A 22,102-nucleotide genomic window follows, 5' to 3' on the forward strand; every position below is an offset into this window, starting at 1 on the left:
TTCATTACATCAGTTTTACCATTAGTTCAGTTTGTGTGCCACATGTCCCGCAATAGAAAACATGAACACAATATTGCTCCGAACTCTCCCCTGTTAACCCGTCTACTGCACTTAATAAATCTTGATCCATATATGCGCTATAAGCATCTGTATAATCTACAACTTTCCCATAATCTTGGAGTACATTCATGCAAATTTGACAACTATATGTTTGAGCCTCTAGCGCATTACAAAGTGGACAGATTGCCATTGATAACTCCTCCAATCATAGAGGTTTCATATTTACGATTAGTGTGACCTTCTTTTAGAAAAATACAAATTAAAAAAACGAAATAAAATCATTCTTTTTAGGTGGGAGAGAGCATCCGGCCATGCATAGAAGCTGTCAAATCTTCTTCCTACGCCAGACCTTAGCAGAAAACCAATAAAGAAAAAGAGTGCTAGCCACCTCTCGTTATCCACAGCCGTGACGTATATGGTGAAAAATCAAAGTTGGTTTATTCATTTACAAAATTTACAATTTATTAAACCGCATATCTTTCTACGTAACACCCATACTATGATTACACTCATCTCAAACGATGGATTAGCGCCAAACGGGCGATAATCTGGTTCAACTCCAGCTAATCCAACCAAAAAAACTTTTATACTCTAAGGAGGATATATTCCTATGGCAAACCAAAATAACCCATTAGTAGTACCAGGTGCAACAGCTGCAATCGATCAAATGAAATACGAAATCGCTCAAGAATTTGGTGTACAATTAGGAGCAGATTCTACAGCTCGTGCAAACGGTTCTGTTGGTGGCGAAATCACAAAACGTTTAGTAGCAATGGCTGAGCAAAGCCTTGGCGGATTCCAAAGATAAATATATATGGCAAAAAGGTCTCAGGGTATTCGCCCTGAGACCTTTCTTTTTACTGAAGCATTTGTAAAAATCGCTTCGTGCGTTCTTCTTTCGGATTTGTAAATACCTCTTCTGGTGTACCTTGCTCCACAACAACGCCGCCATCCATAAAAATGACACGGTTCGCAATCTGATGAGCAAAGCGCATTTCATGTGTTACAATTACCATCGTCATTCCTTCATTTGCAAGTTCCTTCATTACTTTTAGGACCTCTTGTACAAGTTCTGGATCTAATGCTGACGTTGGTTCATCAAATAATAAAACTTGTGGTTCCATCGCAAGCGCACGAGCAATTCCGACACGCTGCTGTTGTCCGCCTGATAGTTGGAATGGATATAGATTCATCTTGTCACCAAGTCCAACTTTTTCAAGGAAATACGTCGCTTTTGTCTTCGCTTCTTCTTTCCCCATCTTTTTCACTGTAACAAGCCCTTCCATAACATTTTGGATTGCTGTTAAGTGAGGAAATAGATTGTGGTGCTGGAACACCATACCTGTTTGTATACGAAGATTTACAATATCATTCTTCGTTATTTTTTTAGAGAAATCCAGTTCTTTATCACCAATACGAACAATACCTGCATTTGGTGTTTCTAATACATTCAGGCAACGTAAAAATGTTGTCTTACCAGATCCAGATGGTCCAATAATTACAACAACCTCACCTTTTTCCACGGATAAATCGATATGACTTAGTACAGTGTTCTCACCGAAACTCTTTTGTAAATGTTGAATTGAAATCATAAAAACAAAAACTCCTTTTGTAAAAGGATTATTTTAAAGTATAACGTTCTGAACGTTTTTCTAATATTTGTTGCACGATAGATAATAAGAAACAAATCACCCAATAAATAAGACCTGCTTCAAAATAAACAATTAAAAATTCATAGTTCATCGCTGCGATTTCCTGTGCTTTTCGGAACATTTCTGTTACTAAAATTAACGATGCTAATGAAGTATCCTTCACTAAGCTAATAAACGTATTCGAAAGTGGCGGAATCGATACACGTGTTGCTTGTGGTAAAATAATGCGTTTTAGCGCTTGTGGATATGTCATACCAATTGTATACGCTGCTTCCCATTGTCCTTTCGGAATAGACAAAATAGATGCACGAATAATTTCAGATGCATACGCACCAACATTTAATGAAAATCCAATAACAGCTGCTGGATATGGATCAATCTCAATTTGTAAAGTTGGAAGTCCATAGAAAATAATAAATAATTGTACAAGAAGTGGTGTTCCGCGAATAATAGATACATAGATACGAGCAATCCATTGTAAAATGCGACTATTTGAAATGCGAGCTAAAGCCGTGAAGGTCGCCAATATAATACCGATCACAAATGTGATAAGCGTTAATGGAATTGTCGTGAAAAGAGCACCCTCCAGCATAGGCTTGAAGGATGCTTGCATGATATCTATCCATGTAGATAATCGATCTGTAACGATTACACTACTTAGATACATTTTCACCGAACCATTTTTTCGTTATTTTGTCATACGTACCATCTTTTTTCATATCTTCTAACGCTTTATCTACTTCTTGTACTAATTTATCGCTACCTTTACGGAATAAAAACCCACTTTGTGATGCTTCTTTTTCTGTATCTGCAATTTTAATGTTTGCATCTTTTTTCGTTTGTAAATAATTTAATACTGATAATTTGTCATTGATTGTGAAATCAACACGTCCTGAGTTAAGTAATTCTACTGCTTGGCTAAATCCTTCTACACCTTGGATTTCTGCGCCATTTTTCTTTGCAATGTCCGCATAGTTACTTGTTAAAGACTGCGCTGCTTTCAAACCTTTAATATCTGTAAATGATGCTGGCTTATCTTTATCTTTTCGAACGACAAGTGCTGCTGAAGAAGAAATATATGGTTTAGAGAAATCATATTTCTTTTGACGATCTTCACGAATTCCGACCTCGTTTGCAACCATATCGAAACGTTTTGCATCTAGTCCAGCAAGTAAGCTGTCCCATTGTGTTTCTTTAAATACTGGTTTCACGCCTAGACGTTTTGCAATTTCTTCTGCTAACTCAACGTCAAATCCAGTTAATTTATTGCTTGAATCATGGAATGTAAATGGTGGATATGTACCTTCTGTACCAATTACAAGTTCACCACTTTGTTTAATTTTTTGTAATGCATCTTGACTACCTGTATCTTTTTTCTCTTCTTTGCCACAGCCCGCTACAATTCCGATCGCTAGTGTAGCTACTGCAAGCACTGAAAATAATTTCTTCATGATATTAGTCCTCCAAGTATTCAGATAGGAATTTAAAAACTATATTGATTGTATGCAATCTTGAACAATTTTTCAATGAAAATGTTCGTGATTAGTGTATCCTTTTTTTTCATAATCAAACAACATGATATAAAATCAATACATACAAAAAATAAGTAACGTTTTTAAATATAGCATTTATATAGGAAAAGGTAAAACAAAAAAACTTTCTTTTTAAATGAAAGAGAGCGGCCAACCATGCATAGATGCGGACAGGGCTGTTTTCGCCTCATGCCGCACGAAAAATCAATGTTGTTGCTTTTTGAGATAAAGAAAGGGAACTCCTATGATTTGAGTTCCCTTTCTCCATTAAAGTCCCTGTGGAATAATGAGTGTTTCATTTATAAGAACTTTCGATAAACCTGTGTATTGTGAAGCGGTTTAAAGCCTAAAGAGTTGTACAACCTCTCAGCACTTTCATTTCCCTCTAAAAAACATATTCGAATTTCTTTGTACCCTGTTTCTAACATCTCGTTCATACCGAATTGTAAAGCCTTACGTCCATATCCCTTTCCTTGGTGACTTGGCGCAACCATTAAATTATCTAATATCCCTTCCCCAGTCGTAACCGATGCAACAATTTGCTCACCTTCTAACACCAAATATACATTATTTTTATTGTTTAATTTGTATGTTTTTACACTGTCTTCCGGAGCGAGGTAAGGTTTAATATCATTCTTTTCATGCAGCTCGTAATAACATGCCTGCACCATTTTTACAAACTGATCAAAAAATCGATCTTCATATTTAATAAACTTAATTTCTGTTTTAGGAAAGGCCCCTCCCTTGTATACCGATTCAAGTGAACCCCACCATTTTTCAAACCCCATTTTCTTAGCAAAACCAGTAGGGTTTTCTGATTCGACTCTCATATAAGTACATACAAAATCCGGTTTTGTTTCAGAAATCACCTCTTCCATCGCTTTATATAATGTAGAACCAATACCTTTTAAACAGGAATCTGGTTCTACATAAACACTGATTTGAGCAATAGACTCTCCAGCACTATTTGTATAGACAGATGAGTATGAGAACCCTTCAATTCCATTTTGTTCATATAAGAGAAATTGGGTAGAATTTAGGACAATATCCTCTAAAGAACCTACCTCTTCTTCTATCTCCATACTCTGTATTAGATGTAATATACTGACCTTATCTTCTTCCCTATAAGCACGTATCATTTAAATAATCCCCATCTCCCATTGCATAATTAGCCTGATGCGTATTCCACGACCCTATCCTTTAACGGCACATCGCACAATCATTAGTCCTATGTTTGTTGTCCAGAATTTGAAACCAACTTAAATCCACTTTACGTTTCCCTTCTTCTGAGCACAAAAAATACGCCTCGTCAATTTCGCCAATACCTTAAAACGATATCGGCGCACAGAGGGCAGGTGCCCCTGTTTCTCAACACCTTTAAAAGAGCTTGCTACATTAGCAAGCTCTTTTAAGAATCTAATACACAATACCCAATCATTCCGCACAATAGCAAAAAGAAAGCAATGTTAAATGTAACTGATAATTCTTCCATCCCTATCTCCCCCTTTCCTCCAACATATCACATGGATAAGGAAAGATACGGAAGCATTTGTAAACATTGCTTTAAAGTTTTCTGAACATTTCGTGAAAGTTACGCACTTTGACTTCCTTCCATTTGTGTTTTGTACATTTCATAATAACGACCTTTTTTCTGCATTAATTCATCGTGAGAACCCTTTTCGAGAATCGTTCCCCGGTCGAGTACAATAATTTGATCCGCGCTCTTAATGGTTGAAAGGCGATGTGCAATGATAAAGGTTGTTCTTCCTTTCTTTACAACCTCTAGCGCGCCCTGAATCATCGCCTCTGTCTCTGTATCAATACTTGAAGTCGCTTCATCTAACACTAAGATGGCAGGATCAAATGCTAGCGCACGTGCGAAGGATATAAGTTGACGCTCTCCAGTTGAAAGCGTACTTCCTTTTTCCGTAATTTCTTCTTCTATATTGTTAGCAAATCGCTCTGCTCCTACATCGTGCAGTGCTTTTATAACTCGATCATTTGAAATCTTTGGATGCTCTAAACTTACATTCGAAGCTACCGTACCACTAAATAAAAATGGATCTTGCAGCACAATCCCCATATGCTCGCGAAGTGCCTGCTTTGGTATATCTTTCACATCATACTCATCAATTGTAAGTTTTCCTTTTTGAAACTCATAAAATTGAAAAAGTACATTCATAATGGAACTTTTCCCAGACCCAGTATGACCAACAAGAGCAATCGTCTCTCCTTTTTTCGCCTCGAAAGAAATATTTTTTAACACCTCATCTTTTCCGTTATAAGAAAATGAAACATTATCAAATCGAACATTTCCATTCAGACGCGGGATACGCTCTTCCTGAAGTACTTCTCCCTTTTCATCCAACAGTTCAAATACACGTTCCGATGCAACCCGCGCTTGCTCTAAATTCGCGAGCTGATTTACCATATTTGTAATTGGTGAGAAGAGCCTTGTTAAATAATCGACAAATGCATACAGCACTCCTAAAGAGACAACCCCAGCAGCACTCAAAGAGGCGCCGCCAAAATACCAAATAACGGCCGTAAAAGCAATATTACGCAAGACTCCTACTAAGTTATGGGATGTCGCTGCATTTAAATTTAAAATTTTATTTTGATACTTAAAGTAATCTTCATTTAATTCTTCAAATTCTTTCTTTGTTGTACGTTCTTGACGAAATGCCTGGATGATAGGCATCCCTTGGATTGATTCATTCACTGTTCCATTAATATCTGATAACCGAGAGCGCATCTTATGATTGTACACCGAGGCATATTTTCGATATACAACAGCCCAAACAATTAAAATTGGTATGATGATTAAACATAGAAGCGCTAATTTCATATCAAGTAAAAATAAAGCAATAAAGATTCCAATAATATAAATAAAACTAGAAGCAAATGTCGCTAAAACTGTTACATATAACTCACGAATCGCCTCTGTATCATTCGTTACACGCGATACAATTTTCCCTGCTGGTAAATGGTCGAAATAACGGATCGGCAGGGTTTGAATATGAGAAAAAACATCTTCGCGCATAATTTGAATGATTTTATTCGATGCTTTCTGTAAGAAAAATTGCTTACCATATGCAAATAAAGATACAACTAATAATAGTGCAAAATATCCTCCGCCAAGTAAAAGCAATCGTTTCATCTCAGGTTTATAAAACGAATATACCTCTTTAGCTGTTAACATTTTTGCTTTATACACTTGCGTTGCTTTCCCACTTTGAACTGTAACGATATCTCCCTTTACAGAACGCGTTCCCTCTGCTGCAATTTTGTTAGGTACAAAGTAATAAGTGAAACCGACCTGTATAATACGAACTTCTTTTCCTTTTTGTTCCCCTTGTTCAAAACGGTCGCTTCGCTTATACCAAGTGCCGTTATATAATACTGCGTCCTCACCTTGCCCCGTTTCATACCAAGGCTTCTCAATGCCGACAATATGATCATCAATCATTACCTTTGCCACAAATGGCCCTGCGAGCTCTGCAATAACGAAAATAAATAACATTGCAAGTGCCACAAAAATCGTTCCTTTTACTTTCATGGCGTACTTAAATAACCGCTTTGAAACACTCATATTTTCACCTCACCCTCTATATTCTCACCCTGTTGTCTTTCAAACTGCTCCGCATACCAGCCGTCATTAGAAACGAGTCTATCATGCGTTCCCTCTTCTATGATTTCACCATTATCCATAACAAGAATCCAATCCGCATGCTGCACAGCTGACAGGCGGTGCGTTGTTATAATTGTTGTTTTTCCGCTTCTTTCTCTTCTTATATTTTCAATAATCGCCGCTTCCGTTCTGGCATCCACAGCCGATAATGAATCATCTAAAATTAAAATTTCTGGATTTTGAATAACAGCTCTCGCTATTGAAATCCGTTGTTTTTGCCCGCCAGATAAAGAAACACCTTTCTCTCCAACAAGCGTCTCTAATCCTTCAGGAAGAAACTCCAAATCTTTTTTGAATGCCGCGATTTCAATAGCCTTTTCAAGTTCCTCCTGACTTGCTTCCCTGTTTCCAAACAAAATATTTTCGCGTGCTGTTTTTGAAAATAGAATATGCTCCTGCGGTACATACCCAACCCAGCCTCGCACGCTTTCGGTTGAAATTTGACCAAGCGTAATGTCTGACACTGTAATATCCCCTTCTCCAAGTGGATACTGGCGAAGAAGTTGTCGAACAAGAGTCGTTTTACCACTCCCTGTTTTCCCAACAACGCCAAGCGTTTCTCCTTGTTTTAATGAAAAAGAAACATTTTTCAAATTAAGTTCAGGTGAGGCCGGATACGAAAAGGAAACTTTATCAAAATCGATATACTCTGGTTCGTGTACACGCATCGGCTTTTTCACGTTCTTCACGTCAGGCTCATACGCTAACGTTTCATTAACACGATCTAGCGAAGCATTCCCCCGCTGCATGACATTAATTAATTCACCAATCGCAAACATTGGCCAAATCATCATCCCAAGGTAAACGTTAAAGGAAACAAGTTCCCCAAGCGTCACCTTTGATTGGAAAACTAAAAACGCTCCATATACAAGACCAATTAAATAGCTAAGACCAACTAACATCTTCACAGTTGGCTGAAACAGTGCATCAATTCTTGCTACTTTCATATTTTTTTCATATACATCTGTTCCTAATTGATGGAATCTTTCTTCATCCGCTTTCTCCTGCACATATGCACGAATAACACGCACGCCTGCAATCGATTCAAGTACTTTATCATTCATATCCCCAAACGCATCTTGCGCAACGGTAAAGCGTTCATGTAACTTCTTCCCATATATATTCATCGCATATGCCATAATCGGCAGGGGAAGAAGCGCCGCAATTGTAAGTTGCCAACTAATTGAAAAGCCCATCATAAAAACAATTGTGAGCATATATAAACTAGAATCAACGAGCGTCAATATCCCAAATCCTGCAGTCATAGCAATCGCCTTTAAATCATTTGTCGCTCTCGCCATTAAATCACCAGTACGATTTTTGTGATAAAAGGTAGGTGTCATTTTGAGCAAGTGTCCCATAAATTTTGAACGCATCGTTTTTTCAAGCACGAATGCCCCGCCAAATAATTGGTGCTGCCATACATACGTGAGTACATATCCAACTATCGTCGTCACGACTAAAATCCAAATATATTTCATAATTACTTCGCTTGTTAAAGACCCTATTTTTATATGATCAATTGTTAAACCGATTACTTTTGGAGGAATTATCTCTACTACATTTACAATTAGAAGCGCTCCAATTGCGATACTGTACCTCTTCCAATGTTCTTTAAAAAACCATGTTAACTTTTGTAATACTGAAAACAATGAAATCTCTCCCTTCTCGACCTTGTTTCAGTCTATCTCTGTTATCCACTATCAAAAGGCCCCACTTTTACATTACGTAATTTGTACTGTTTCATCATTACATCTCACCTTCCATATTTTTCTTTATCGAAACCATACAAAGTATGGAAACAACCAAAAGTAAAGACAAAAAAGCGCATACCGCCGCTTGACGATATGCGCAAAAACGCATAAAAGCGTACGTTACGAAATACGCAGCGTACGCTTTTTTGAAAACAAAAAAGCACTATCTTTCCGTACGGGTTGCGTAATGATATAAATGTTTTCCACCACGTAATACAGCTAAGCCAGTCATATTTACCATTACAATCATTACACACACCTCCTTGTTTTATTTTCCATTTTTAATTTTATAACTTGAGTAACTTTTCTGTCAATTGTTTTTTCATTATTTTACCAAACAAACTTTTATCACAAAAAATGAAAGATATACACTCCCTTTTCAATACTCGAAAAAAATTATCTATCAATAATATTATAATAACCTTATATCCCACTTATAAATAAGGTAAATCCCTTTCAGAAAGAGCATGCAAAATAAAAATCATATAAGAAATCATTCCCATAAATATTTTATTTAAAAAATATTATCCCCCACAATCACCATATACTCACTCTTACAAGTTGCTATTTTAGGAGGACAAATCCTGTTAGAAGCTAATCTACGGCTGTAGATTAACTTCTTTTTTATATAAATACAAATTGAAAAGCCATTCTTTTTAGTTAGGAAGAGAGCGTCCGGCCATGGATAGAATCATCAGTGCCTTTTTGCCCCCATGCCAAGCGAGAACAAAAGGAGAAAGCGAGCGGAGATTACCTTTTATTTTCATAGCCACGACTTAAGTGCTTGAAATTGAAATCCCCCCACTTCACTTCCTTTAGAGAAGATGGACTTCTCAGTTAAAATGGATACATCTATGTTGGAAAATCAAGTCGGATATATATTCTTTCATTCCCTATTCACTTATCTCATATGCTTTAGGGTTACTACTCATTACCCAATCCATTACATTCTCTAATAAAGATACAGAGTAATTATGTTGTTTTTCTAGATTCAAGCGAGACAAAATATCAAAAATATTTTTTGTATTTTCTTCAATACTCACTGCATCTACAAAATGGACTACATTAGGAGAAACAGTATTCATATATTGAAAATACTGCTTTTGTGGTTCTATAAGCCTTAGATGTTTTTCAAAGTTACTTCGTCTTTGGGTCGTATCATTTTCTTTCCTTTTTCTTAATTCTGTTTCACTTGTAGAAAGATGAATGTAGACACCCGGAAATCCTATCTGTTTCCGTTTCATTTGATTTACATAAAACTCTTTCAAAAACGGTAAAGTTTGTGGAAACTCCCCCTCATAAATCCAGTTATACCAAATGGGCTGAAAAATATCTCCATCAAATAAAACTACATCATACGATTTTAATTTTTCTTGTGCGAGTTGCCATCTTTCAACTTGCCTTTCGAGATACCAATTTTTCGGTTCAGGATTAGGGCGCTGAAATAAGAAATTTACTTCTGGAATCACATAAGCATTGTACAACTCCGCAATCCTTTTACACGTCGTCGTTTTACCAATACCACTGGCACCTTCTAAACAAATTAACGTCATACCGTACCTCCATTTACTAATTACTATGTAATTCTTTTTCCGAAACACGATTTCACTATTACGCTTCAATAGTTTAACACATAAATTAACCGAACTTTTTTTTCTAAAAAATGCTCTCTTCTTTTACTAACAAATTGTTCGCTATAGTCTGACTATTACCATATCCATTGACGTATAAAAATACATTTGTTACCCTTGATTATGTTAATTTAATACATAAATCCTCATTCGTATCTCGGTGAGGTAGAGGTTGCAGTCATTAAGAGTATCATTTCAGGAGATGTAGTGGCATCGATGAATGAATGGGAAAGGAATGGTTGCCGAAGTAAGACATGCCCACTGTGCATTCTTGCTGGGTCTGCTATTTAATAAGTGCAGAACTGTCACAAACAATTTGTTTGTGGAGAGCTATCGAGAGGTATGTCGTGGGTTTCCTATAAGATAGAAAGCACGTAGCGACAATGACACGTGCTTTTTTTGTTTTGTATGAAGCTTACCTTACTTCCTTTTTGGAAGGCATACATATCTCCTCGCTTGACTTGGTTATACTAACTTGGGAGGTATTCTTTTATGCAACAAAAAAAATGGGGCTTTTGGGTACTGACAGCATTTGTTGTCGGCAATATGGTTGGCGCCGGTATTTTCATGGTGCCTAGTACATTAGCACAAACAGCAAGCCCACTCGGTGTTACATTAGCTTGGTTAACAACAGGATTTGGTGTTTTAATGCTAGCTCTTGTTTTCGGTAATTTGGCAATTCGTCGTCCTGATTTAACAACAGGACCACAAAGTCATGCATATGCTTTATTCTCATCACCAAAAAAGAAAAAAATGGCTGGTTTCAGCATAGTTTGGGGCTACTGGGTCGCAAACTGGGCAAGTAATGTTGCTATTATTACATCTTTTGCAGGTTATTTATCACTCTTCTTCCCTATTATGAAAGATACACGTATCTTATTTTCAATCGGCTCTTTCGATGTGGAAGTTGGAAAACTGATTACATTCTGCATCTGTTCTTGCTTACTATGGGGAACACATATGATTTTAACAAACGGTGTAAACGGAGCCGGGAAATTAAACTTCCTAGCAACAACAACAAAGGTGACTGGATTCCTTCTATTTATCGTTGTTACTTTGTTTGCATTTCAAGCTTCTAAATTTGGACAATGGTACACACCAATGATTGATAAAGAAGGCGTGTCACATGGACTACTTTCACAAGTAAATTTAGCTGCCCTTACAACACTTTGGGCATTTATCGGTATTGAATCAGCCGTTCTTTTATCAAACCGTGCGAAATCGCCAAAAACGGTAAAACATGCTACTGTAGCTGGCTTATTAATAACTGTTGCCATTTATTTAGGAATTACAATTTTAACAATGGGTGTTCTTCACATTGATAAACTACAAACTTCTGAACGTCCATTAGCTGATGCATTAAATGCTGCAATGGGTCATGGCGGTGGGAAATTAATGGCACTCCTTGCCCTTACTTCCCTATTCGGCTCTATCTTAGGCTGGATTTTATTAAGCTCAGAAGTACCGTATCAAGCGGCAAAAGAGGGGTTCTTCCCTTCCTTCTTTGCAAAAACAAATAAAAAAGGAAGTCCTATTTACTCATTACGATTAACAAACATTATGTCACAAGTATTCTTATTCTCAACATTATCAGGGACAATTGCTGAGGCCTATACATTCGTTATTACTGTCTCAACCTTAGCCTACTTAATCCCTTATCTCGTTTCACCGATCTTCCAATTAAAACTTGTTGTAACTGGTGAAACGTATAAAAATGAAATGAGCTCACGAATTATAGATGGTATTGTCGCATTCATTGCCCTTTGCTATGCACTATGGGTTATTAAAACGGGATCCTCAGATATAAAAACATTCCTTCTTGGAATTGGCTTATTTGTAATTGGTTTCGCCTTTTATCCATTAATGAATCGTGATCAAAAAAGAAATAAAAACGAACAAGTTGCTTAAAGCAATTTGTTCGTTTTTATTTTGGTACAAGAAAGAAACCTTTATAATAGATGATAGAGGTGAAAAACATGTCAATTGAAACGCTATGGAGCGATCGCTTTCAAAAACATCTTCAAAACAGCATAATGTATTTTTTCCGGATGATTAGTGGTTTATTGTATAGCTTCATCTTTATCTCGTGTATCGGTGCTTATTATTACGCCAAGTTTTTAAAAACAGCTCCTTCTAAAGGAATCTCATTATTACTCATCACAACTGTACTTACAATCGTTATAACGAGATGTAAGATCCGTACTTTTATCCAAAAGCCTGACGCTGTCTATTTACTGGCACTTGAAGAGAAATTAACACCTTATTTCAAACAATCTCTTTTCTATAATTACGCCATACAGCTTTTCCCATTACTATTTACGTTTCTAATCATTACACCGTTGGCAATACAAACATTACAGACACCTGTTCCATTCTTATGTACGATCTTTTTCATTTTAATGTTAATAAAAGGTTGGAACCTGTATATCAATTGGATATGGCGTGATCAATATAACAGCCAAATCTGGTTCATCATTCGATTCACTTGTAACGCACTGATTCTTTATATGCTCTTTCAGTCCGTATCAGTCGTTCTATTCGGTGCTGTTCTCTTGCTTCCAGCCTTTATACTTATTTATACAGTAAAACAACCAACAAAACGAATTAACTGGGAGTATATCATTGAACAAGAAGAAAAAATGGACATGCACTTTTACCAATTTGCAAGCTTTTTCACTGATGTTCCGCAGCTGAAAAAACAAGTAAAGAAAAGAAAATGGCTAACAAATTGGATAGAACCTATATTACATAAAAACCAATCTACTTTTTTATATTTGAACACTTTATCATTCTTACGTGCAAATGATTATTTTGGAATATACATTCGATTAACTGCCATTGGTTCTTTTACTTTATATTTCGTACCAAATATATTTGTAAAAGGCGCTATTACTTGTTGTCTCTTATATATGACCTCGATGCAACTGCGTTCCTTGTGGAAATATTTTTCAGGAAATACTATTGTGGCATTATATCCGATTGCATCTGAAGAGAGGGTGCGTCAATTTCTTATTCTTTTATTTTCATTAGCAGTCGTTCAGCTAGCGGTATTTTCTATTATTATATTCGCTTCACTACAGCAGTTTTTACCTATCCTTTCAACTGTTATAGTCAGCATATTTTTTATTAAATTTATTATCGTACCAAAAACAAAAAAACGAATTTCTTCATCGGAAATTTAAATGAATGATTGTGTATTCTGTTTTTATATTTTCAACAATTAAATAGATTAGGAGAAGTAAAATAAGTACATTAAAGAAAGTATCTATATAACATAACTAATGAAACACTCATTAAATAGCAAAACTAACTCTAGAAGATATGTACCTAGGATGATGTATCTTCAATTTATTGAACTACCCCACCTACCTCTACACGCGCTTGAGGTGGGGGATTCTCCTGTTTCGGTCCTAGCCAAAACAGTTACCCTCGATAAAATTGTTTATAGAACCTATAGACACACTAAAATATCTGCTTCATTTTATTTTATATAAACGAAAAAAAGAACTCATTAGAAGATGAGTTCTTTTTCGGCTCGTGTTCTTCAAATAAAATTTTTAAAAGAAGACAGTTACAATTGTTACATTTATATATTATGGAATCAAATATTTTTTTTAGGAATTACCATAATGTAATAAAAATTCACAATGCTCACGCTACACTGCGATAATAAATGACACAACACACAATACGCCAATCACCATAACCACCTAGGCTGGTTGCTTAACTGTATTGGTTATATTGCTAGTTTCTTATTTCTTTTGAATTGACTTTCTCTTTTTACAACGCTGTTTTCGTAAGAATTGTTGCTATCTTGACCATACTGATAAAAGGTTGACTTTCAACTAGTAAATTAGATTTAAAGGAGGGTTAACATGAAAGATGAATTAAGTATAAATATCTATTTAGATGAAACTGATACTCCGTTTTCAAGATATTATAGCTCAGATGATGTTCACCTAAGCTCTGACCTTGAAGATTTTATTTTGTCAAAGCTACACAGTGGCAAAAGAAAAGAAGTAGAAATATTTTTTTCAGGTCAGAATGATTTTGATGAAAAGTCATTGAAGACTGCCACATTTAACACTTTTTCTAACCTTTTGAACGAAGAGGAATATACATATGCTAGAAATGTCAAAAAGGCTATTGTTTTGTTTGTGATTGGTATTATTATTGGGGTGATATTCTTGAAGCTTTCAAACAATCATGCCTATATTGCAGGAGTATTAAGCATTGTGTGTTGGGTTTTTATTTGGTCAGGTACAGAGGTTTATTTTTTTGAAAATCAGCAAATCAAACGAGACATTAGAAAATGCAAGAATATTCTAAATGGTAATGTGTACAAAAAATAGAATTTTAGTAAATATTCACATTTGTGAAGCTGATTTTCGGATTCTATCTTGTGCATTTATTTGGGTTATTGTTTGGACTTGGAAATTGTGATGAAGATTAATATCGCCAGACGAAGAAAGCATATTTTCCCGTTCTCTCTTTTTCTACCACTTGCATTTTTCGTTCCACATCATTCATAGCTATTGTTATTCAAATCAAGAAGCTACTAGTAAAAAAAGAGAGCAGATTATCTGCTCTCTTATGATGCCTCATTATGTTTAGAGGAGTGCTCAACACTTCCCATTCTCTTCAATTTATTCCATCCCACAGCTACTCCTCGAATAGATGAAAAGACAGATTTAATTACAACATAAGTCATAAATTGACGATAAATAAAACGTTGTAAAATTAACCACGCTAATGGTTTAGGATTCTCTTTCTCTAATTTAAATGCGAAAAGAGAAGCGAGAAGATCCATTACAAAGAACACAAGATAAAATCCTAAAACTTTTAGAGGATTGCTACCAAATAGCCCCATAATCATTAATATATCTGCTAAAGGAGCAATGAATTGCAGAACATATTGAAATAGCCACATATTAGGTAATGCAACAAACCCTAATGTTTTATGCTTTGGATTAAACAACGCCTTTCGATGTTTCCAAAGACATTGCAGTGTACCATACGACCAACGATATCGCTGTTTAATGAGACTTTTCACATCTTCAGGCGACTCCGTATAAGCATACGCTTCTTCTTCATATACAATTCGATGCCCTTGACGTAAAAATGTTATAGTAAGATCCGTATCTTCTGCAAGTGTATCTTCGCTTAAATATCCAGATTCAACTACATTCTTTTTACGCCATGCCCCAATAGCTCCAGGAACTACCGTGATACAATCCAATTCATCAAAGGCTCTGCGTTCTAAATTAAATCCTGTAATGTATTCAACATGTTGCCAAGTAGTTAACAAATTCCGTCTATTTCCCACTTTGACATTGCCTGAAACTGCCGCTACATTATGATCTTCAAAGTGTCTAATCATTAGCGAAATAGCATCTTGCGCAATAATAGTATCCGCATCTAAAGTGACAATGATTTCTCCTCGTGATTTTTGAAATCCTAAATTCATCGCGGATGATTTCCCACCGTTTTCCTTCTGAATTAAACGAACTTTAGGATGTTTATGGAATGCTTCTTGAATTACTTTTGACGTATCATCTTTCGAGCCGTCATCAACAACAATAACTTCAAAATCTCTATAATCACTATCCAAAATTGAGCGGATCGTCTTGGCTATAACCTTCTCTTCATTATATGCCGCTATCACAACACTAACGGAAGGCTGATAAGACGAATTAGTAAATAAACGGGACCTTGTTTTCCTTTTTTGCTTGAATGCAAAATAAATTAAAAATAGGAATCGGAAAATACCTAATCCAATAGCAATATAAAAAATAGTTGTTAATATGTGCTTAGCATATCCCGCTCCAGAAAAAACAGCTTTATTGTAAAGTAAATATTGCTTACCCTCAGAAGAAACGGGAGGCATAACTTCATCTCGTTCTTTGCCCATTAAATCTGAAATTGTTACAAAACTATATCCATGCTTTTTAAGGTCTTTAATAATCATTGGCAGCGCCTCTACCGTATGAGTACGATTCCCTCCTGCATCATGGAGAAGAACAACATTTCCCTCCCCCTTATAAATGGGATTAAGAGCACGCTTTACCAATTCATTTGTTGATGGCGTCGCCCAGTCCTCAGGATCAACTTTTTCTGCCACCATTGTATAATTCATATTTTGTGCACGCAAAATAGGCAATATTTCATTTGATGAATCCGGGTTAGCATCTGCTTCATATGGTGGCCTAAATAAAACCGTAGAATGTCCAGTTATTTCCTGAATCAGGCGCTGAGTTGTATTCAGTTCTACTTTTGTTCGTAGTAAAGACGTATCAGCTACGTTAGGATGCTTGAAGGTATGATTGCCAATTCCATGCCCTTCATCGTATATTCTTTTAACAAGACTAGGATTTAGTTGAGCGTTTTCACCAAGTACAAAAAAGGCTGCTTTTACTTTATTCTCTTTTAATATATCTAGAATTTCCGGTGTGTATTTAGGATCTGGTCCATCATCAAATGTTAGTACTACTTGTTTTCCTTTTGGTTTTCCATAGCGCTGCACTTGATATGCAGATGGTAGTGATTGATACACTTCATCTGTAAGATAACCTTCTTTGCCTACTTTAAAATCTCTTAATCCATTTTGTCTTTCATTCTCAATCTGTAAAATTTCGCCTTGCCCAGAATAATTTACTTCATCTAAACTAGCGATTTTATGTAATGCATCAGGATTTTTTTGTACTTCAATAGGATCTTTTAAAGCTTTCCATACAGTAGGATCTTCTGATCCTAGTCTCCATAATGCAAACCCCTTTGCATTGTTGTTCATTGCGATTTTTACTTGATTATAAAGAGTAACACTATCTAAGAACCAAGCAGTATGTTCTTTCGCTCCTTTTTTATATCGAAAATAAGGGTTTCCACTAATCTTATCCCATTGAATTTTTATATTTGAATCATGAGCCATTGTCATAACTTCTGAGAAAGTTAAAGACTTCGCAGGTGCTTTACTCTTTACTTCCCAATCATATCCATAATTACCGAAAGCAACGATAAGTTTCTCAGAGGGAATGTCTAGTTCATTGAGCGTATGTTCAAACCATTTATTTGAAGCAATTGGTCCTGGTTTCCCTGCCCCATAGTGTTCGTCATACATCATGACAATCATACGATCTATTACTTTAGCTAATGCATCATAATCAAAGGCCTTATCATTAGCAGGGACATCTTGAGTTACGAGCAAATGATGTTTGTGAAAGACCGTAGTAAGTTCTTTCATGAAATTTGTTAATTTATCTCTATCACCTTCAGGTATTGACTCAAAGTCAATATTAATACCCGCAAATTGATTCTCTTCAATTCGCTTTACTAAATCATTAATAAACTTTGTCTGTACATTATCTGGAGCATTCAGTAACTTATGAACAAGTTTACTATCAGGACCAGAAGCTTCTTGAGTATAGTTAGTAAGTAAAGGCATAATTTTCACATGATTTTTTTTTGCCAACTGTACAATCTCAGGTTTAATCTCACTACTAATTGTTAAGTTTGCTTTTAAGTGATACCACTCTGGTACTAACATGGTTAATGAATCGATATTTTCTTTTAAAGAAGCAGTACTATTTTCATCCCAGTTTACATAAAAACCATAAACTTCTTTAGGTTGTTCGCCATTGTCTGTTAACTTTTCTAAATTTTTATTATTCTTTATTTCGGTATTAGGAGATTTGAATTCTTCCTTCTTTAACTGCTGGTCGCTGAGTTTTTGATTAATAGGTACAAGTTTAGTATCTTGCTTCACAGAAGGATTCATATTTGGAATTTCTGGTGTTGAAAAAATACTTCGAAAGAAAAAATAAAATACAATACTTACGCTAACTATTGAGATACATAGAAACCAACTGAAAGCTATTTTTCTTCTTCCTTTAGGATCATAAAAAACGGGTTTTGATTTATCTGTCTCTTGTTGAATTTTTTTCTCCATTATTTTTTTACATACTCCTTTTCTTTTTATTCTGAATACAAACGCAAACTATTTTAATAGATAGACCTTCTAGGGTTTTGGTGCGAAAATAGCTTAATAGGAATATAGAACAGTAATTTCCTGTTAACATTGAGATCAAACGACGAATCCAAATAACCTATGAATGACTTCAACCTCATTTTGGGCAGATTTCACCCTTTGGTGAAGTTTCCCTTTTTTCATCATATGCATGGCTTCGATACCTCTCAAAATCAAGGTTGCTGTACGAAATGATTTCAATCCTAACATGGAACGAACCCTATTCTTCAATATTCTATGGATTTTTCTTTTCTTTCCCCTGATGTTGCGTGGCAGGAACGTTTTTGTCCTCTTTTTTATGCCCGTTATTTGCGTTTATATTGCCTTTATTTTCTTGCTGAGACTCTTTATTTTCTTGTTTATATCCTTTACCGTTGTTTTCTTGCTGAGGCTCTTTATTTTCTTGTTTATATCCTTTACCGTTGTTTTCTTGCTGAGACTCTTTATTTTCTTGTTTATACCCTTTACCGTTGTTTTCTTGTTGAGACTCTTTATTTTCTTGTTTATGTCCTTTACCGTTGTTTTCTTGCTGAGACTCTTTATTTTCTTGTTTATGTCCTTTACCGTTGTTTTCTTGCTGAGACTCTTTACTTTCTTGTTTAGACTCTTTACCGTTGTTTTCTTGCTGATGCCCATTATTTCCTTTTGATTGCTGGGGTTGCTGTTCCTGGGATTGCTTTTGTTCTATTTGCTCTTGCTTCTCAAATCTTTCTTCTTTTACAGGAGACAAATCCGCTGATGCATCGGATGATGACTTTGGTTGCGAATGTCTCTCCTGAGGGTGTTCCTCCTGATTAGACGGCGGTGCAGGAGGAGTAAGCGATTTCTTCTTCTCATTCTCTTGCTTTATATAGACGCCTGTGCTGACTCCTGCTTTCTTTGCATTCTCTCGCACTTGCATCGTACTGCTTTGATATACGACTGTAACATGTTTTGTCTCATACTCTTTCTTTAATTCTTGCATAGCCTTTTCCAACTGGGGTTCTAGCGACTTGTCCTTTGTAACAGCTGTTAGCATAACTTGCTTGTCATTCGTTAAGTATCCATCCTCTTGACTTTGCTTTACAATGGTACGTACTACGTCTTGCAAAGGTTTATTTTTCCATCGTTTCATTTCTTTTAAAATGCGCTTTCCATCATCATTACAAGCTCGCAAATCTATAACACGAAGATCCTTTGTTACGCTTGCCTCTAAACTTGGATTAATATCAATTGAGACATAAGCGAATGCTTTTTCTTCCGGTTGGTAGTAGAAAAACAGAAACACACATAGAAAACAAGCAACAAGTAATGATACGGGCTTTAAAAAAGAAGGGATTGAAAAACGCGGTACTCTTTGTTCTTGTTCGTTAAACGAGATTTCCTCTCCAATCATATAAGAGTGCGATTTTCTTTTAAACGTAATAAACTCTCCATCCGGAGTTAAAACAACTACGCTACGTTTTTTTATATCCATCACAATCCCTTTATTCATCATGCTTCCCCCCTCTTATATAATCAAGAATATATGTATAGTTGTTTGCAAAGATAATACACATTGCAATAATGTATTTTCTATGCCGCTCCAACGTTTTCCGACTTGCCCTAACACGCGGTTCAATGTGTTTAAGCGGTAACTTTTTCTTTCGGAACAGCTCTTCCATCATTTTCTCTTCTTTTATAATAATCTTTACAATTTCTATTAAGTGCTCACGCGTATCACGATGCTTTGGAGATTCCTTAGCAAGCTCTGAAAATGTGATTTTAAACTCAGCTAGCACAATTTGAAAATGAAGAATTTCCTCCTTACGGTTTCTGTTTTCCATCTCTTTCATATACTCCGTAAGCGATACCTGCATTTCTACCATTTCCTCTTGCTGGTCTTCTTTTAAAAAGACGAGATTATGCTTAGACTCCTTGCGTATATAGTCAATTACATCTCTTTTTATAAGAAGCTCAGCAAACGCTAGAAAAGATTTTCCTTTTTTATATGAATACTGTTCAATTGCTTGATTAAACGCAAACAATCCAATGCTATATTCATCATCCTGCTCCGTAATATACCGGCAGCAGACAGACGAGATTGATTTTCGAATAAAAGGCCGATACTGTGCGATAAAAGCTTCCTTATCTCCTCCGTTGTTTTGTATGTTAAATACGATATCTTCTATGGTCGGTTTGTTTATGATCTTCATCACTAAACTCAACACTAGTAATCCCCCTCCCTCCTTTTGCTTCAAATAGCAAAATGGTCACTAAAAAAGTGACCATTTTACCACATTTTCTTACTACTTTTCTTTGTGCTTGTCCTCTTTCTGTTCTTCATGCTTTTCGTGACCGACCTTTTTACCGTTGTCTTGATGATCATTCTTTTCTGTTTGACCCTTTTGGTTTGATTGCTCATGCTTCTCATGAGAAATAGCCGGTTTATGTGCTGGTTGCGCTGGCTGTGCTGGTTGCGCCGGTTTTGCTGGCTGTGCCGGTTGTGCTGGTTTTGCTGGTTTTGCTGGTTGCGCTGGTTGCGCTGGTTGCGCTGGTTTTGCTGGTTTTGCTGGTTGCGCTGGTTTTGCTGGCTGTGCCGGTTGCGCTGGTTTTGCCGGTTGTGCTGGTTTTGCTGGTTGTGTTGCTTGTGCTGGTTGCGTTACTTGTTCTGGTTGTGTTACTTGTTCTGGTTGCGTTACTTGTTCTGGTTGTGCTGGAGTTACTTCTGTATTTTGATCTGATTTCTTGTTTTCTTTTGCAATAGCGTCCGCTTGTTTTTCTTGCTCTTTCTCTATTTTAGCTGCAATCTTTGAAAAACTCTTCTCTATATTTTTGGTAATTGCGGCTTTTGCTTTCGGATTTTTCACTTGATCTAGCACTTTTGCTAATGCTTCGATGTTGTTTCCGATGTGCACTTTTACTTTCGCTGCTTCTTTTTCTTCTTCGTCAGCAGATTTTTCTGTTTCTGCTTTCTCTTCGCCAGAAAGCTTATCTGCTTTTTCTAAGTCTTCCGCCGCTTTTTCTAATGTATCTTGTGTAAGATTTCCTTTTCCTTTTTCAATTAGTACACTTGCTTCAGTAATTCGTTCTGCGGCTTGCTCAGACAATAGCTTCGCTTTCTCTAAATCGTTTGTCGCAAGAGCCATTTTAATATCTTCAACCATAGTTTTCACAAAATAAAAAACGTCACCTTGTACTAAAGATGTTTTTTCTGTTTCCGTTGTTTTTATCGCATCTGTGTTTTCGCTAGCATACGCTGCTGTTCCCATCAGAAACAGGCTGCATGCCATCATAGTTACCATAGTGCCTTTTAACAGTGTTTTTTTCATAATGATTTTTCCCCCATTTACTTTCCTCACTATATATATTCGGAGGAAAGAAAAATTTTATGGGGGTCAAAAAAATATTTTTTTATAAAAATAGATAAATAATTTTTTCAAAAATAAAAAACTGACAATTTCATCAATTTTTCCATAGATTCATATGTAAAAATACTCGCATTCATTTTATCTCAGTTCTGGTGCAAAAATGTTTGATCACATATATAAAAGATGGGAGCCCTACGATGAACAACACTCAAACTTTAACGCCCCCAAGTAACTCTGAGGAAAACCAAAGAAATATTAGTTTGCAAACATTAATGGTCATTGGACTCATTGTATTAATTAGTGGTTATACCATTGTCACACTCTCTGAAGTAGGTGAACTGAAGAACCTTTTAATGAACCCAGGCACTAGCAATACATTAGCTGAAGCAGACGTTTTTTTTAATGGAATATAAAAAGCGAATCATTATAA

The 22,102-nt window shown here is 36.0% G+C and carries 17 protein-coding genes, 1 pseudogene and 1 riboswitch; of the genes and pseudogenes, 5 read left to right on the top strand and 13 right to left on the bottom strand.

Annotated elements, in window-relative coordinates:
* Positions 1-4: 4 nt before the first annotated feature.
* Positions 5-250, bottom strand: coding sequence for a hypothetical protein (locus M014_RS0104950; protein ID WP_026590727.1), 246 nt, complete (start codon positions 248-250; stop codon positions 5-7).
* A 420-nt stretch (positions 251-670) separates the two neighbouring features.
* On the opposite strand from M014_RS0104950, the gene M014_RS0104955 reads away from it, so the two are divergent.
* On the top strand, positions 671-868 hold the full coding sequence (locus M014_RS0104955; RefSeq protein WP_026590728.1) for an alpha/beta-type small acid-soluble spore protein: 198 nt from the start codon (positions 671-673) through the stop codon (positions 866-868).
* A 49-nt stretch (positions 869-917) separates the two neighbouring features.
* Here the strand turns inward: M014_RS0104955 and M014_RS0104960 are convergent, their stop codons facing one another.
* The 7 genes from M014_RS0104960 to M014_RS0105000 all read right to left on the bottom strand — a co-directional run bounded on the left by M014_RS0104960 (position 918) and on the right by M014_RS0105000 (position 10,242).
* On the bottom strand, positions 918-1,652 hold the full coding sequence (locus M014_RS0104960; protein WP_026590729.1) for an amino acid ABC transporter ATP-binding protein: 735 nt from the start codon (positions 1,650-1,652) through the stop codon (positions 918-920).
* A gap of 28 nt (positions 1,653-1,680) precedes the next feature.
* Entirely contained in the window at positions 1,681-2,379 is a 699-nt protein-coding gene (locus tag M014_RS0104965) for an amino acid ABC transporter permease (RefSeq protein WP_026590730.1), read from the bottom strand.
* A complete protein-coding gene (locus M014_RS0104970) occupies positions 2,366-3,163 on the bottom strand; it encodes an amino acid ABC transporter substrate-binding protein (protein WP_026590731.1) in 798 nt (265 codons plus the stop codon). Before M014_RS0104970 ends, M014_RS0104965 begins: the two co-directional genes overlap by 14 nt.
* 380 nt (positions 3,164-3,543) lie before the next feature.
* Positions 3,544-4,383 carry a GNAT family N-acetyltransferase gene (locus M014_RS0104975; protein WP_026590732.1) on the bottom strand — a complete coding sequence of 280 codons (840 nt, stop codon included), beginning with the start codon at positions 4,381-4,383 and terminating at the stop codon, positions 3,544-3,546.
* 452 nt (positions 4,384-4,835) lie between these two features.
* Positions 4,836-6,836 carry an ABC transporter ATP-binding protein gene (locus M014_RS0104985; protein WP_026590733.1) on the bottom strand — a complete coding sequence of 667 codons (2,001 nt, stop codon included), beginning with the start codon at positions 6,834-6,836 and terminating at the stop codon, positions 4,836-4,838.
* Positions 6,833-8,587 carry an ABC transporter ATP-binding protein gene (locus tag M014_RS0104990; RefSeq protein WP_026590734.1) on the bottom strand — a complete coding sequence of 585 codons (1,755 nt, stop codon included), beginning with the start codon at positions 8,585-8,587 and terminating at the stop codon, positions 6,833-6,835. Before M014_RS0104990 ends, M014_RS0104985 begins: the two co-directional genes overlap by 4 nt.
* 995 nt (positions 8,588-9,582) lie before the next feature.
* Positions 9,583-10,242 (bottom strand): AAA family ATPase, encoded by a 660-nt coding sequence (locus tag M014_RS0105000; RefSeq protein ID WP_026590735.1) that lies wholly within the window; start codon positions 10,240-10,242, stop codon positions 9,583-9,585.
* Positions 10,243-10,478: 236 nt separating this feature from the next.
* Positions 10,479-10,661, top strand: a riboswitch (Lysine riboswitch).
* Between the two features lie 151 nt (positions 10,662-10,812).
* On the opposite strand from M014_RS0105000, the gene M014_RS0105005 reads away from it, so the two are divergent.
* The 3 genes from M014_RS0105005 (at position 10,813) to M014_RS0105015 (ending at position 14,672) form a co-directional block, all read left to right on the top strand.
* Positions 10,813-12,228: an amino acid permease gene (locus M014_RS0105005; protein ID WP_026590736.1), complete on the top strand. Its 1,416-nt coding sequence runs from the start codon at positions 10,813-10,815 to the stop codon at positions 12,226-12,228.
* A gap of 68 nt (positions 12,229-12,296) precedes the next feature.
* A complete protein-coding gene (locus M014_RS0105010; protein WP_026590737.1) occupies positions 12,297-13,502 on the top strand; it encodes an ABC transporter permease in 1,206 nt (401 codons plus the stop codon).
* 693 nt (positions 13,503-14,195) lie between these two features.
* Complete coding sequence (locus M014_RS0105015; RefSeq protein WP_026590738.1) at positions 14,196-14,672, top strand: hypothetical protein; 477 nt, start codon at positions 14,196-14,198, stop codon at positions 14,670-14,672.
* Between the two features lie 239 nt (positions 14,673-14,911).
* On the opposite strand, the gene M014_RS0105020 is transcribed toward M014_RS0105015, so the two are convergent.
* The 5 genes and pseudogenes from M014_RS0105020 to M014_RS29910 form a co-directional block, all read right to left on the bottom strand.
* A complete protein-coding gene (locus tag M014_RS0105020; protein WP_026590739.1) occupies positions 14,912-18,265 on the bottom strand; it encodes a glycosyltransferase in 3,354 nt (1,117 codons plus the stop codon).
* A gap of 135 nt (positions 18,266-18,400) precedes the next feature.
* Positions 18,401-18,583, bottom strand: a pseudogene (locus M014_RS29905) (IS6 family transposase); the annotation flags it as partial.
* The gene (locus M014_RS0105030) at positions 18,579-19,817 is read right to left on the bottom strand and encodes an anti-sigma factor domain-containing protein (protein WP_026590741.1); all 1,239 of its coding nucleotides are present in this window, start codon (positions 19,815-19,817) and stop codon (positions 18,579-18,581) included. The gene M014_RS0105030 and the pseudogene M014_RS29905, both read right to left, overlap by 5 nt.
* Complete coding sequence (sigI, locus tag M014_RS0105035) at positions 19,810-20,532, bottom strand: RNA polymerase sigma factor SigI (protein WP_026590742.1); 723 nt, start codon at positions 20,530-20,532, stop codon at positions 19,810-19,812. The genes M014_RS0105030 and sigI overlap by 8 nt, the downstream gene beginning before the upstream one ends.
* A gap of 78 nt (positions 20,533-20,610) precedes the next feature.
* Complete coding sequence (locus M014_RS29910; RefSeq protein ID WP_231503901.1) at positions 20,611-21,633, bottom strand: DUF5667 domain-containing protein; 1,023 nt, start codon at positions 21,631-21,633, stop codon at positions 20,611-20,613.
* A 236-nt stretch (positions 21,634-21,869) separates the two neighbouring features.
* Here M014_RS29910 and M014_RS0105045 point away from each other — a divergent pair, with 236 nt between their 5' ends.
* On the top strand, positions 21,870-22,085 hold the full coding sequence (locus tag M014_RS0105045) for a hypothetical protein (protein WP_026590743.1): 216 nt from the start codon (positions 21,870-21,872) through the stop codon (positions 22,083-22,085).
* Positions 22,086-22,102 lie beyond the last annotated feature (17 nt).

This window comes from Bacillus sp. UNC437CL72CviS29 (assembly GCF_000482345.1).
Classification (GTDB): Bacteria; Bacillota; Bacilli; order Bacillales; family Bacillaceae_G; genus Bacillus_A; species Bacillus_A arachidis.

Coding starts and splice junctions, on each gene's coding strand:
- M014_RS0105010 (WP_026590737.1), top strand. CDS start 12,297: ATGTCAATTGAAACGCTATGGAGCGATCGCTTTCAAAAACATCTTCAA.
- M014_RS0105000 (WP_026590735.1), bottom strand. CDS start 10,242: ATGACGTTAATTTGTTTAGAAGGTGCCAGTGGTATTGGTAAAACGACG.
- M014_RS0104975 (WP_026590732.1), bottom strand. CDS start 4,383: ATGATACGTGCTTATAGGGAAGAAGATAAGGTCAGTATATTACATCTA.
- M014_RS0105030 (WP_026590741.1), bottom strand. CDS start 19,817: ATGAATAAAGGGATTGTGATGGATATAAAAAAACGTAGCGTAGTTGTT.
- M014_RS0104985 (WP_026590733.1), bottom strand. CDS start 6,836: ATGAGTGTTTCAAAGCGGTTATTTAAGTACGCCATGAAAGTAAAAGGA.
- M014_RS0104955 (WP_026590728.1), top strand. CDS start 671: ATGGCAAACCAAAATAACCCATTAGTAGTACCAGGTGCAACAGCTGCA.
- M014_RS0105020 (WP_026590739.1), bottom strand. CDS start 18,265: ATGGAGAAAAAAATTCAACAAGAGACAGATAAATCAAAACCCGTTTTT.
- M014_RS0105005 (WP_026590736.1), top strand. CDS start 10,813: ATGCAACAAAAAAAATGGGGCTTTTGGGTACTGACAGCATTTGTTGTC.
- M014_RS0105015 (WP_026590738.1), top strand. CDS start 14,196: ATGAAAGATGAATTAAGTATAAATATCTATTTAGATGAAACTGATACT.
- M014_RS0104965 (WP_026590730.1), bottom strand. CDS start 2,379: ATGTATCTAAGTAGTGTAATCGTTACAGATCGATTATCTACATGGATA.
- M014_RS0105045 (WP_026590743.1), top strand. CDS start 21,870: ATGAACAACACTCAAACTTTAACGCCCCCAAGTAACTCTGAGGAAAAC.
- M014_RS0104970 (WP_026590731.1), bottom strand. CDS start 3,163: ATGAAGAAATTATTTTCAGTGCTTGCAGTAGCTACACTAGCGATCGGA.
- M014_RS0104960 (WP_026590729.1), bottom strand. CDS start 1,652: ATGATTTCAATTCAACATTTACAAAAGAGTTTCGGTGAGAACACTGTA.
- M014_RS0104950 (WP_026590727.1), bottom strand. CDS start 250: ATGGCAATCTGTCCACTTTGTAATGCGCTAGAGGCTCAAACATATAGT.
- M014_RS29910 (WP_231503901.1), bottom strand. CDS start 21,633: ATGAAAAAAACACTGTTAAAAGGCACTATGGTAACTATGATGGCATGC.